The organism is Ralstonia sp. Ralssp135 (assembly GCF_047304345.1).
Taxonomy (GTDB): domain Bacteria; phylum Pseudomonadota; class Gammaproteobacteria; order Burkholderiales; family Burkholderiaceae; genus Ralstonia; species Ralstonia chuxiongensis.
Genome location: NZ_JBGLYZ010000004.1, coordinates 128,145 through 140,470 on the forward strand (window position 1 = coordinate 128,145; position 12,326 = coordinate 140,470).

Here is a 12,326-nt window from a genome sequence, read left to right on the forward strand (position 1 = left end):
GCAGGCGCGGCATCCGTCACCCCGGGTGATCCCCGACTTGCCCCGGCTGCCCGCCCGCTACAATGGTGACAACCGTATGACTCGGCCTGACTCGACCCTTCGAGCGGCCCCCTCTGATCGCATGGATACCCAAGCCGTCCGCGCCTACCTGCTGGACCTGCAGGACCGCATCACCACTGCCGCCAGCGCCCTGGACGGCGGCACGTTCGTCACCGACGCATGGGAGAAGCCGCCCACCGAGCGCCTGCGCGGCAGCGGTCGCACTCGCATTCTGGAAGGCGGCGCGCTGCTTGAGCGTGGGGGCGTCGGTTTTTCGCACGTGATGGGTGACACCCTGCCCCCTTCGGCGACCGCCAACCGGCCAGAATTGGCGGGGCGCGGTTTCGAGGCAATGGGCGTGTCGCTGGTCTTCCACCCGCGCAATCCCTACGTGCCGACGGTGCATATGAATGTGCGCTGCTTCGTCGCCGTGCGCCCTGACGCCGAGCCCGTCTGGTGGTTCGGTGGCGGCATGGATCTCACGCCGTACTACGGCTTCACCGAAGACGCCGCTCACTTCCACCGCACCTGCCAGGGCGCCCTGGCGCCCTACGGCGACGAGCTGTACCCGCGCTTCAAGCAATGGTGCGACGATTATTTCTATCTGAAACACCGCAAGGAAGCACGCGGCGTCGGCGGCATCTTTTTCGACGACTTTGCGGAGCTGGGCTTCGAGCGCAGCTTCGAGATGATGCGCTCGGTGGGCGACGCCTTCCTGCCGGCCTGGCTGCCTATCGCCGAACAACGCCATGCCACCTCCTACGGTGAGCGCGAGCGCGCCTTCCAAGCCTATCGTCGTGGCCGCTATGTCGAGTTCAATCTGGTATTCGACCGCGGCACGCTGTTTGGCCTGCAAAGCGGCGGCCGCGCGGAATCGATCCTGATGTCGATGCCGCCGGTGGCCAACTGGCGCTACGACTGGCAGCCGGAACCGGGTTCACCGGAGGCCGCGCTGTACACCGATTTCCTGCCGGCGCGCGATTGGGTATGACGCTTCCCACGTTCGTGCGCCCCGATCTCGATCGCCCCTATCGGCTTGGCTTGCTGGGTGGCACGTTCGATCCGCCGCACATTGGCCACATCGCCCTGGCCGAGCTCTGCATTGCCCGCCTCGATCTGGATGAGTTGCTGTGGATTCCGACCGGCGTGTCCTGGCAGAAAGCCGCTGACATCACGCCTGCCCCGCTGCGCTTTGCCATGACCGAACTGGCCGCCAAGGCGGTGCAAGGTGGCCGCACCCGTGTCCACGCGAGCAGCATGGAAGTCGACCGCCACGGGCCCAGCTACACCATCGACACCGTGCGTGAATTGCGCGGCGTCTACGGCCCGGATACCTCCATGGCGTGGCTTATGGGCGCCGACCAGCTCGTCGGCCTGGACACCTGGCACGGCTGGCAGGACCTGTTCGAATACGTCCACTTGTGCGTCGCCACACGCCCCGGTTTCGACCTGCAGGCGCTACATGCGCCGGTGCAGCGCGAACTCGATGTGCGCCGGGGCGACACGGCATTGATACAATGCGCACCCGCAGGCCATATGTGGATCGACCAGACACTGGCTGTCGACCTGTCATCCACCCGCCTGCGCCGGCAGCTTGCCACCGGCGCGCGCTGCGACAGCGACCTGCCCGCCGGCGTGGCCGACCTGATCCAATCGCATTCGCTGTACCGCCGTGCCAATGGCACGGTCAGTGCTTGACCGCGTGATTGATTGCATTCACGCGCTTTTTTTCGACCTTTTTTCTCGCCTTTTAAACGTTCTTCTCACTCAGTATGGATATTCGCAAACTACAACGCGTGATCGTCGACGCGCTCGAAGACGTCAAGGCGCAAGACATCAAGGTCTTCAATACGACCCACCTGACCGAACTGTTCGACCGCACGGTCATCGCCAGCGGCACGTCTAACCGCCAAACCAAAGCTCTGGCCGCATCGGTGCGTGACGCCGTCAAGGAAGCCGGCGGCCACGTCATCGCCGTGGAAGGCGAAGACGTAGGCGAATGGGTGCTGGTCGACTGCGGCGACGCCGTGGTCCACATCATGCAGCCGCAGCTGCGCCAGTACTACAACCTCGAAGAGATTTGGGGCGACAAGCCGGTGCGCATCGAACTGGGCGGCACCGGCAAGCGCGGTCTGCCCAAGGCCAGCGAAGGTTACGACGACGAGGAAGACGAGGCCGAAGAGGTCACGCCGGCCAAGCGCCGCACCACCAAGCCGAAGCTGGCAGGCGAGCGCCCGACCAAGGCCGCAGCACCGGCCAAGAAGGCTCCCGCCAAGACAGCCGCCAAGAAGCCGGCCACCAAGCGCGCATCCGGTACCGGCAAGACCGTCACCAAGACCGCCGCAAAAACGGCGACCAAGACGGCAGCCAAGCGCGCTCCGGCCAAGAAACGCGCAGCGTAACGTCGAGCGCGCAGTCTCGCCATGCAGTTGCTGATCGTTGCCGTCGGGCACAAGATGCCGTCCTGGATCGAGGACGGCTTCTCTGAATATGCCAAGCGCATGCCGCCTGAACTGCGCATCGAACTGCGCGAAATCAAGCCCGAGCAGCGCTCCGGCAGCCGCACCGCCGCCACCGTCATGCAGCTTGAAGCAGCGCGCATTGAAGCCGCGCTGCCCAAGGGCTGTCGCATGATCGCGCTGGATGAGCGCGGCAAAGACCTCACCACAGTCGCACTGGCAGAATCCCTCACCGGGTGGCAGCAGGAAGGCGGCGACATCGCTTTCGTGATCGGCGGCGCGGATGGGCTGGACCCAGCGCTCAAGGCCAAGGCTCGCACGCTGATTCGCCTATCAAGCCTGACGCTCCCGCACGGCATGGTGCGCGTGCTGTTGGCCGAGCAGCTCTACCGCGCGTGGAGCATCACGCAGAACCACCCGTACCACCGCGTATGACCATGGATGCATCTGGCGCGCCGCACCTCTATCTCGCCTCGCAGAGCCCGCGCCGGCAGGAACTGCTGCGCCAGATCGGCGCGCGCTTCGAGTTGCTGCTGGCCGGCGACAATGAAGATGCCGAAGCGCTGGAAGCCGTGCTCCCCGGCGAGACGCCCGATGACTATGTCCAACGTGTCTGCGCATTGAAAGCACAGGCCGCAGTACGCCGCCGCATCGCACGCAACCTCCCTGCCCTGCCGATCCTCACGTCCGACACCACGGTATGCCTGGGTGGCGAGATCCTCGGCAAACCGACCGACGCCGCCGATGCCCACCGCGTGCTGCGCGCCATGTCCGGCCGCGAACATCGCGTGCTGACCGCCGTGACGGTCGTCACCGCGAGCGGCACCCCGATGCACGCACTGTCCATTTCCGACGTGCGCTTTGCCGTGATTACGGACAACGACATCGCCCGCTACATCGCCAGCGGCGAGCCCTTTGGCAAAGCCGGCGCGTACGGCATCCAGGGTCGCGCAGCCGCCTTTGTCGCCCATATATCGGGAAGCTATTCGGGTATCATGGGCCTACCCTTGTTCGAGACAGCAGCACTGCTCGCACAAGCGGGCATCACGCTGTGAACCACGCTGTAACTCGCGCTCTCTGACCGGCCATTGATGCACGCGCCGGACAGCGTGCGAGGGCCGGTTTCAAGACACGCTTCGGGCAACGCTGTCCGGCCCAGAGGCGGGTGCTGAAACCCGCTCTCCTGGTACCTCTCCATGTCCGAAGACATCCTCGTCAATATCACGCCGCAAGAAACGCGCGTGGCCATCGTCCAGCAAGCCGCTGTTCAAGAGCTTCACATCGAGCGCACGCTGACGCGCGGCTTGGTCGGCAACATCTACCTTGGCAAGGTGGTGCGCGTGCTGCCCGGCATGCAATCGGCCTTTATCGATATCGGACTGGAGCGCGCAGCGTTTTTGCACGTGGCCGACATCTGGCACCCGCGTGATGCCAAAGACGCGCCGCCCACACCGCAGGTCGCCATCGAAAAGACGCTCTTCGAAGGTCAGGCGCTGATGGTGCAGGTCATCAAAGACCCGATCGGGACCAAGGGGGCACGCCTGTCCACGCAGGTCAGCATTGCTGGCCGCACGCTGGTATATCTGCCCCAAGACCCGCACATCGGCATCTCGCAAAAAATCGGCAACGAGGCCGAACGCGAAGCGCTGCGTTCGCGCGTGACCGCCATGGTGCCCACTGAGGAACGCGGTGGCTTCATCGTGCGCACCATCGCCGAAGAGTCGACCGACGAAGAGCTTGCCAACGACGTTGCTTACTTGCGCAAGATCTGGGCGACCATCCGTCACAACGCGACCACCCTGCCCGCCCCGTCGATCCTTTACCAGGACCTGAACCTCGCCCAGCGCGTGCTGCGCGATTTCGTGACGGACGAAACGCGCAGCATCCAGGTCGATTCGCGCGAGAACCATCAGAAGCTTGTCGAGTTTGCGCGAGAGTACACGCCGGCCGTGGTCGAGCGCCTGACGCATTACACCGGCGAACGACCGATCTTCGATCTGTACAACATCGAGGCGGAGGTTGAGCGCGCGCTGTCGCGCCGGGTCGACCTGAAATCAGGCGGCTACCTGATGATCGACCAGACCGAGGCGATGACGACCATCGACGTCAACACCGGCGGTTACGTGGGCGCACGCAACTTCGACGACACGATCTTCAAGACCAACCTGGAAGCGGCCCACACCATCGCGCGGCAACTGCGGCTGCGCAACCTGGGCGGCATCATCATCATCGACTTCATCGATATGGAGTCGGCCGAGCATCGCGACGCGGTTCTGGCGGAACTGCGCAAGGCGCTGTCACGCGACCGCACGCGCATCACCGTCAACAGCTTCTCGCAGCTTGGGCTGGTGGAGATGACGCGCAAGCGCACGCGCGAATCGCTGGCACATGTGCTGTGCGAGCAGTGCCCGGTGTGCCAGGGCAAGGGGCAGGTAAAGACGCCGCGCACCGTGTGCTACGACATCCTGCGCGAGATCATGCGCGAGTCGCGGCAGTTCAATCCGCGCGAATTCCGCATCCTTGCTTCGCAATCGGTGATTGATCTGTTCCTGGAAGAAGAAAGCCAGCACCTTGCGATGCTGGGCGATTTCATCGGCAAGCCGATTTCGCTGCAGGTGGAATCGTCGGCGGCCAGCCAGGAGCAGTACGACATCATCCTGATGTAGCACTGCTCCCAGCGCGGCAGCTACGGTTTGACCGGGCTGCCGTGCGAAACCGGCGCCGCTGCCATGGATGCTCGCGCACGCTCGGTCAGACGCGGAATCTGCTCGCGCATGGCGAGCAGCGCGGCTAACACCACCAACATCACAATTCCGAGCATTGCCAGATAGGCCACCGACCCGCCGGCGGTGATAACCATGGCACCGGCAAACGCGCTGAGAATCGCGCCCAGCCGTCCGAACGCCACCGCCGATGCGGTGCCCGTTGCGCGCACCGCCGTTGGATAAACGTAGGCACACAGCGCATACATCGTCGATTGCACAGCGTTGACGAACAGCCCGTGCAGCCCAAGCCCGACGATCAGCAGGTTCGTGTTCAGCTTGGCGTCGACGCCTTGCAACGCAAAAGCGCTTGCGGCCGCGCCTACGCAACACAGCGCCATTGGCCAACGCGAACCCCATCGTGCGATCGTCACCGCGCAGACCAACGCGCCGATCACCCCGCCAAGGTTGTACGCCGTGAGCCCCGAGCCCGCCACGCTCACGCTCAAGCCTTCTGAAGCAAGCATCGTCGGCAGCCAGCTGAACGCTGCGTACACGGCAAGCAGACACATGAAGAAGGCCGCCCAAAGCGCCACCGTATCGCGCGCCTGCCCCGGGGAAAAAAGCGAGCGGAAGCTCGCGTGCTGAATGACCTTCTGACCCGCCACATCGGCAAACGCGGTATTGGCGGGCACATCGCGCCCCATCTTCGATAGCAGATGCGCCAGTTGCGGCCAGTGCGATTGACGTCGCGCCAGGAAGCGCGGCGATTCAGGCAGCGCGGCCACCAACACAAATCCAAGCACGAGCGGCAGCGCACCGCCAATCCAGAACAGCCCTCGCCAGCCATAAAGTGGCAGCACGTGGCCGGCAAACAGGCCTGCCAGCATCCCGCCCAGCGGCACGCATACGATCGTGGCCGTCACGGCCAGCGTACGACGACGCGCAGGCGTGAACTCTGCCGTCATCGTCGTGGAGCTTGGCAGCGCGCCGCCAATGCCCAGGCCTGCGATAAATCGCAGCGCGGCAATCGTCGCAACGTTGGGAGCAAACCCGATCGAGCACGTCGCTACGCCAAACACGAACACGCTGCCGATCAACGCCCAGCGTCGCCCAAAGCGATCGGCAAACAGGCCCGCCAACGCGCTGCCCAGCCCCATGCCGATGAGGCCCGCCGCCACCGCTGGGGCGAACGCATTGCGCGTGATGCCCCACTCCTTGATGAGCACGGGGATGGCGAAACCGATCAACTGGCCGTCAAAGCCGTCCATGACGATGGCGAAGGCCGCAAGCAGCACCGCCATCTTCTGTGCGAGGGAAAACGGCCCGTCATCAAGGACCGTACCGATATCGACCGTGGTGTGGTTTCCGTTCATATCGGCCCCCGTTTGGACGCCGCGCTCGGCAATCTGGAATTGCACTTCATGTGGTTGTCTCCGTTGAGGTGGCGTCTGCGCGCCATCGAATGAAACCCTGCGTATCTCGGCCCGCTAAGGCGCCTGCTGGTGCACGGTGCTCGCCTGCACCAAGCGCACCAATTGCATCAACGTCTCGGTGTGTGGCACGGGCACGCCATGCCGGCGCGCCGTCGCCACCACGGCGCCGTTGATGGATTCGATCTCGGTCGGGCGTCCGGCCAGCACGTCCTGCAGCATCGACGGCTTGTGCCCCCGATGCGCGACGATGGCGTGCCGCACGTTGTCGTTCACCTTTGCGGCATCAACTGAAATGCCGCTGGCGCGCGCCACGGCCAGCACTTCGTCCACGATGTTCAGCGCCAACGTCGGGCCGTCTTCCACGGCGCCCAGCGCGTCCACGGACTGCTTCAGCACCGTGCACAGCGGATTGAGCGCGGCGTTGAAGGCGACTTTCTCCCACACGGCGCCCCATACGTTCGCATCTGCCTGGCAGTTCAGGCCGGCGGCGGATAGCGCATCCACCACGCGTGCGAGCATCGGAGGCCGCTCGCCGTCTGCGCTCATCAGGCGGATCGCACCTGCGCCGTGTGAGCGCACGTGGCCTGGGCCAGCAAGGTCCGCCGGCCACGTGGTCACGCCAACGAAGATGCGCTCCGGCGGCACCACCGAAGCCAGCGCCTCCACGTTGCCCAGCCCGTTCTGCAGCGTCAGCACATGCGTTGCCGGGCCAAGCAGGTGACGCACGCTCGCGAGTGCCGCACGCGTGTGCATCGCCTTGGTGAAGACGATCAGCAAGTCAGGTACGTCCGTCGCATCGCCCGGACGCAGGGCCTGCAGGTTGCGGACGTGGCGATCGCCGCCATCGGTTTCCAGCCGCAAACCGTGCGCGGCAATCGCGTGCAGATGCGCGTCGTTGATGTCGAGCAGCGTGACATGCTGGTCGGCTTCGGCGAGCAGCCCGCCGAACAACGACCCCATCGCGCCCGCGCCGAGGATCGAGATCTTCATCGGCATCTCGGCTCAGAACGGGTAATGGCGCGGCGTGGTCTGCACCGTCATCCAGCGCAGCTCGGTGAACTCCGCCACACCGGCGCGGCCGCCAAAGCGCCCAAAGCCGCTCGCCTTGACGCCGCCGAACGGCATCTGCGCCTCGTCGTGCACGGTCGGGCCATTGATGTGGCAGATGCCGGATTCGATGCGGCGCGCGACGTTCATCGCGCGCGCCACATCGCGACTGAACACAGCGGACGACAAGCCGTATGCGTTGTCATTCGCACAGGCAACGGCGGCATCGTCGCCGCTCACACGCACGATGCCCTTGACGGGACCGAACGATTCTTCCGCGTAGATCAGCATATCAGGCGTGACGTGGTCGAGCAGCGTGGCGGGCATCAACGTGCTGGAGGCCTTACCGCCGCACAGCAGCTTCGCACCCTTGGCGAGTGCGTCGTCGATGAGGTGATTGCAGCGTTCGACCGTGCTCATGTCGACCACCGAGCCCAGCACCGCCGGCCCTTTGCGTGGATCGCCCAGCGGCAGCGCTGCGGCCTTGGCCGCCAGTTTGGTAACGAACACATCGGCGATGGATTCATCGACGATGATGCGCTCGGTGGACATGCAGATCTGGCCAGAATTGGCGAACGCGCCGAAGGCCGTGCCATCGACGGCGGCGTCGATATCCGCATCCGCCAGCACCAGCAGCGGCGCCTTGCCGCCCAGTTCCAGCACAACAGGTTTCAGATACGTCGCGCAGGTCTGCGCGATGAGACGGCCCACGCGCGTGGAGCCCGTAAAGTTGACGCGACGCACCGCTGGGTGCGCAATCATCGCCTCCACCACTGCGCCCGCGTCCGCCGGGGCATTCGTGACGAAGTTGACGACACCATTTGGTAAGCCCGCCTCTTGCAAGGCTTCGACGATGAGCCCGTGCGTGGCCGGCGAAATCTCCGAGCCCTTCAATACGACGGTGTTGCCGCATGCCAGTGGCAACGCGATCGCGCGCACCGCCAGGATGACCGGCGCATTCCACGGCGCGATACCCAGCACCACGCCTGCCGGCTGGCGCACGCCCATGGCGAGGCTGCCCGGCACGTCGGACGGAATGATCTCGCCCGCAATCTGCGTGACCATGGCGGCGGCTTCTTGCAGGCCGCTGGCGGCAAGATGCACGTTGAAGCCGGCCCACAGCGCAGAGGCACCCGTTTCAGCAGCCATCGCGGCGGCGAAAGCCTTGCCCTTGGCTTCGAGCGCTTGCGCAGCACGCATCAGCAACGCGCGGCGCTCGCTCGGGCCGATGGCGGCCCAGGCCGGGAATGCTGCCGCTGCGGCATCAACAGCGCGACGCGCATCGTCCACGGTGGCGGCTGGCGCTCTCGTGGCCACGGTGCCGTCAAGCGGATTCCGCCGCTCGAACACCGCACCACTGGCAGCTTGCACGCGCTCGCCGTTGATGAGCATCGAGATGGTCTGCACCGCATCCGGCGGGGCAATGTTCGTATTCGTCATCAGGCGATCTCCACTTCAATCAAGGTTGGTCCGGCGGAATGCAGGGCCGTACGCAGTACGGCTTCCAGCGCATGCGGTTCGCTCACGCGCTCGCCTGTGCAGCCCATCGCGCGGGCCAGGCCGACAAAATCGATGCCGTGCAGATCCGTGCCTTGCACAGCGTCGGTCGGCGCAAAGCCGAACACCGGGGCGAAATCCTGCAGGGCAGCATAGCGGCGGTTGTTCAGGATCACGAATGTCATGGGCAACTTGAGCAGCGCAGCGCTCCACAGCGCCTGGATGGAATACATGCTCGATCCGTCGCCAATCAGACCAATCACGCGTGTGCCCGGTTTGGCGAGTGCCACGCCGACTGCCGCCGGCATGCCGTAGCCTAGTCCGCCGCTGTCCATGGTGTAGAAGGCGCCGGAGCGGCGCATCGGCAAGTAGGCCTGCATGGTCGAGCGTGCACTCGGAGCCTCTTCGACGACGCTGTCTGCCGGGCCGCGCACGGTATCGAGCGTCTGCAGAACAAAGGCGACCGACATGGGCGAGCCCGGCTCGGCTCGCGGCGATTTGACGCGTGGCGCGGGCAGCGGACGTGACGGTGGCGCTGCGCGGGCGAGCAGGTCCAGCACGCCCAGGCGAATGTTGCCAACGGCGGAAATGCCCTCCGGCGTCCAGGCAGCAGTCGCTGGATCGTCGATCAACTGCACGAGCTTTGCCCCGACCGGCACATGCGGCCCATGGCCTTCCACGTGGTACGTAAACGCCGGTGCGCCGAGCGCGAACACCACGTCGTGCCCTTGCAGCAGGCTGACGATCTTCTCGCGCATCGCGGGCAGGAAACCGGCGAAAAGGGGGTGGTCTTCGGGAAACGCGCCACGCCCGGCCATCGGCGCGGTGAACACGCGCGCGTTGTGGGTCTCGGCGAGTTGCACGACGGCGTCCCACGCGCCAGCGCGATCGACCGCGGCTCCGACCACGAACGCCGGCCGCTGCGCCGCGTCAAGCAAGTCGCCGATGCGCGCCAGCGTGACCGGATCGGGCCGCACCGCGGTGGCCACTTCGTGCACGGCGACGGGCTCTGTCGTCTGGTCCCAGTCATCCACGGGAATCGACACCAGCACCGGGCCCCGGGGCTCCTGCATGGCGAGGTGATACGCGCGGGCCAGCGCCAGCGGCACATCTTGCGCACGCGCGGGCTCGATGCTCCACTTCACGTACGGCTTGGGCAGCTCCGTCGCCTGGTTGGAAGCGAGGAACGGATCGAACGGCAGAATGGATCGCGCCTGCTGCCCAGCGGTAATCACGAGCGGCGTGCGGTTCTTGAAGGCTGTGAAGATGTTGCCCATGGCATTGCCGACACCGGCCGCCGAATGCAGGTTCACCAGCGCGGCATTGCCCGTTGCCTGCGCAAAGCCGTCCGCCATGCCGACCACCACGGCTTCCTGCAAACCCAGGATGTAGCGGAAATCCTCCGGAAAATCGCGAAACATCGGCAGCTCGGTCGAGCCCGGATTGCCGAACACGTGGGTCATGCCGAGCCGGCGCAGCAGGTCGATCGTGGCGTCGCGCACGGTGATCAGCGCGAGCGAAGTGCGGGTCATACAGGCAGTCCTCCTTGAAACAGGCTGCCAGTATGGAATCCGTAACGATTAACGCGATATTGAATTATTTCGCCAAAGTCATTACCTTTTAGCATGACTTTCGATCTACGCCAGTTACGCGCCTTTACCACCATCGTCTCCGCCGGCAGCCTTGGGCGTGCGGCGGAGGTTCTGCACGTCACGCAGCCGGCGCTCAGCCGCATCGTCAAGCGATTGGAAGACGAAGTGGGCGCGCCGCTGTTCGAGCGGCACTCCAAGGGAATGCAGCTCACCGCGATCGGGCAGGCACTCCTGCCGCACGCGTCGCTGCTGCAGCGCGAGGCCGATTACGCACAGGAAGAGATCGACGCGATGCGCGGGCTTGCCAAGGGCACGATCCGCGTGGGCGCAGTGGGCAGCATCGCAAGCTATGTCTTGCCGTTGGCCGTGGGCACTGTGGTAGCCCGCTGGCCAAACTTGCGCGTGGAGATACTGGAAGGCGTATGGGACCGGCTGGCCGAAGGACTGGTCAAGCACGAGATCGATCTCGCGCTGTCGATGGCGATGCCGGATACCGACGAAATCATCGCCATCGCGGATTGCCGCTGGGAGGATGCGAGTTTCGTGGTCGCGTCGCCGGAGCATTCGCTGCGCCATCGCCCTGGCCTGACATTGGCCGATACGCTGGATGCATTCTGGGCCGTTCCGCCGCGCGGCACCGGCCCGTACGAGCACATGCGTCAGATATTCGAGGCTGCCGGCTTGGGCTTGCCGAACATCGTGGTGGAAACGCGCTCGGTGACGGCACTCAAGAGCCTCGTGGCGCGCTCCGGATTCCTCAGCTGGATGGCAGAACCGATGATCGATGCGGAGCGCCGTGCCGGCGTGATCGAGCCACTGCCGATACCCGGCCTGGTCGCGCGCCGCACGCTCACGGCGTTCCGGCGCCGCCACGGCATCCTGCCGAGCCCCGCCGTCAAGCTGCTCGAAGCGCTGCGCGAGCTGACGGCGTAGGCCCTTTGCGCCCTATTTTTTCTCGCGCGGCAAGCGGCCGAGCAGGAAGAATTCGTCATTGGGCCGCATCGAAATCACATTCGCCATGCGGTTCGACAGGCCAAAGAAGGCGGTGATGCCGGTGATGTCCCAGATGTCCTCATCATCGAAGCCATGCGCGCGCAACGCTTCATAGTCGGCGTCATTGACGGTGTGCGAAGCAGTGCAGACCTTCATTGCGAAGTCGAGCATGGCGCGCTGGCGCGGCGTGATGTCGGCCTTGCGGTAATTGACGGCAACCTGGTCGGCCACCAACGGTTTCTTCTCGTAGATGCGCAGGATGGCGCCGTGCGCGACCACGCAATACAGGCATTGGTTGGCGGCGGAGGTGGCGACCACGATCATCTCGCGCTCGCCCTTGGTGAGGCTGCTGCCTTCTCGCAGCATCAGCGCATCGTGGTACGCGAAGAAGGCGCGGCATTCATCGGGCCGATGTGAGAGCGCCAAGAAGACGTTCGGCACAAAGCCGCTCTTCTCCTGCACTTCCAGGATGCGCGCACGGATGTCTTCGGGAATGTCGGCCAGTTCAGGAACGGGGAACCGGCTGATGGGCGGCGTGGTGGTCGTCACGATGTCTCCTTT

The 12,326-nt window shown here is 65.1% G+C and carries 12 protein-coding genes; 7 read left to right on the forward strand and 5 right to left on the reverse strand.

Translation table 11 applies throughout. The features are described from left to right. The first annotated feature begins 121 nt into the window (after positions 1 to 121). From hemF to rng, 6 genes are all read left to right on the forward strand, one after another. Positions 122 to 1,030 (forward strand): oxygen-dependent coproporphyrinogen oxidase, encoded by a 909-nt coding sequence (gene hemF, locus ACCD03_RS05355; protein ID WP_413411029.1) that lies wholly within the window; start codon positions 122 to 124, stop codon positions 1,028 to 1,030. Then, positions 1,027 to 1,737 (forward strand): nicotinate-nucleotide adenylyltransferase, encoded by a 711-nt coding sequence (locus tag ACCD03_RS05360; RefSeq protein WP_316670775.1) that lies wholly within the window; start codon positions 1,027 to 1,029, stop codon positions 1,735 to 1,737. The genes hemF and ACCD03_RS05360 overlap by 4 nt, the downstream gene beginning before the upstream one ends. 74 nt (positions 1,738 to 1,811) lie before the next feature. Then, complete coding sequence (gene rsfS / locus ACCD03_RS05365; RefSeq protein WP_045206091.1) at positions 1,812 to 2,441, forward strand: ribosome silencing factor; 630 nt, start codon at positions 1,812 to 1,814, stop codon at positions 2,439 to 2,441. Between the two features lie 21 nt (positions 2,442 to 2,462). After that, a complete protein-coding gene (gene rlmH, locus ACCD03_RS05370; protein WP_027680941.1) occupies positions 2,463 to 2,933 on the forward strand; it encodes a 23S rRNA (pseudouridine(1915)-N(3))-methyltransferase RlmH in 471 nt (156 codons plus the stop codon). Continuing rightward, positions 2,930 to 3,553: a Maf family protein gene (locus tag ACCD03_RS05375; protein ID WP_413411030.1), complete on the forward strand. Its 624-nt coding sequence runs from the start codon at positions 2,930 to 2,932 to the stop codon at positions 3,551 to 3,553. Before rlmH ends, ACCD03_RS05375 begins: the two co-directional genes overlap by 4 nt. Positions 3,554 to 3,694: 141 nt before the next feature. Further along, on the forward strand, positions 3,695 to 5,164 hold the full coding sequence (gene rng / locus ACCD03_RS05380) for a ribonuclease G (protein WP_045206089.1): 1,470 nt from the start codon (positions 3,695 to 3,697) through the stop codon (positions 5,162 to 5,164). A gap of 20 nt (positions 5,165 to 5,184) precedes the next feature. On the opposite strand, the gene ACCD03_RS05385 is transcribed toward rng, so the two are convergent. From ACCD03_RS05385 to mdlC, 4 genes are all read right to left on the reverse strand, one after another. Continuing rightward, positions 5,185 to 6,576: an MFS transporter gene (locus ACCD03_RS05385; RefSeq protein WP_413411031.1), complete on the reverse strand. Its 1,392-nt coding sequence runs from the start codon at positions 6,574 to 6,576 to the stop codon at positions 5,185 to 5,187. A 114-nt stretch (positions 6,577 to 6,690) separates the two neighbouring features. Beyond that, the gene (locus ACCD03_RS05390; protein WP_413411032.1) at positions 6,691 to 7,626 is read right to left on the reverse strand and encodes a ketopantoate reductase family protein; all 936 of its coding nucleotides are present in this window, start codon (positions 7,624 to 7,626) and stop codon (positions 6,691 to 6,693) included. Positions 7,627 to 7,638: 12 nt separating this feature from the next. Further along, positions 7,639 to 9,090 (reverse strand): aldehyde dehydrogenase, encoded by a 1,452-nt coding sequence (locus ACCD03_RS05395; protein WP_413411051.1) that lies wholly within the window; start codon positions 9,088 to 9,090, stop codon positions 7,639 to 7,641. A gap of 32 nt (positions 9,091 to 9,122) precedes the next feature. Further along, a complete protein-coding gene (mdlC, locus tag ACCD03_RS05400) occupies positions 9,123 to 10,712 on the reverse strand; it encodes a benzoylformate decarboxylase (RefSeq protein WP_253537960.1) in 1,590 nt (529 codons plus the stop codon). A 93-nt stretch (positions 10,713 to 10,805) separates the two neighbouring features. Between mdlC and ACCD03_RS05405 the strand changes: the two genes are divergently transcribed. Next, positions 10,806 to 11,705 carry a LysR family transcriptional regulator gene (locus tag ACCD03_RS05405; RefSeq protein WP_253537964.1) on the forward strand — a complete coding sequence of 300 codons (900 nt, stop codon included), beginning with the start codon at positions 10,806 to 10,808 and terminating at the stop codon, positions 11,703 to 11,705. 12 nt (positions 11,706 to 11,717) lie between these two features. Here ACCD03_RS05405 and ACCD03_RS05410 read toward each other — a convergent pair whose 3' ends face one another. Then, entirely contained in the window at positions 11,718 to 12,314 is a 597-nt protein-coding gene (locus tag ACCD03_RS05410) for a peroxidase-related enzyme (RefSeq protein ID WP_024975185.1), read from the reverse strand. Positions 12,315 to 12,326 lie beyond the last annotated feature (12 nt).

Coding starts and splice junctions, on each gene's coding strand:
- hemF (WP_413411029.1), top strand. CDS start 122: ATGGATACCCAAGCCGTCCGCGCCTACCTGCTGGACCTGCAGGACCGC.
- ACCD03_RS05360 (WP_316670775.1), top strand. CDS start 1,027: ATGACGCTTCCCACGTTCGTGCGCCCCGATCTCGATCGCCCCTATCGG.
- rsfS (WP_045206091.1), top strand. CDS start 1,812: ATGGATATTCGCAAACTACAACGCGTGATCGTCGACGCGCTCGAAGAC.
- rlmH (WP_027680941.1), top strand. CDS start 2,463: ATGCAGTTGCTGATCGTTGCCGTCGGGCACAAGATGCCGTCCTGGATC.
- ACCD03_RS05375 (WP_413411030.1), top strand. CDS start 2,930: ATGACCATGGATGCATCTGGCGCGCCGCACCTCTATCTCGCCTCGCAG.
- rng (WP_045206089.1), top strand. CDS start 3,695: ATGTCCGAAGACATCCTCGTCAATATCACGCCGCAAGAAACGCGCGTG.
- ACCD03_RS05385 (WP_413411031.1), bottom strand. CDS start 6,576: ATGAACGGAAACCACACCACGGTCGATATCGGTACGGTCCTTGATGAC.
- ACCD03_RS05390 (WP_413411032.1), bottom strand. CDS start 7,626: ATGAAGATCTCGATCCTCGGCGCGGGCGCGATGGGGTCGTTGTTCGGC.
- mdlC (WP_253537960.1), bottom strand. CDS start 10,712: ATGACCCGCACTTCGCTCGCGCTGATCACCGTGCGCGACGCCACGATC.
- ACCD03_RS05405 (WP_253537964.1), top strand. CDS start 10,806: ATGACTTTCGATCTACGCCAGTTACGCGCCTTTACCACCATCGTCTCC.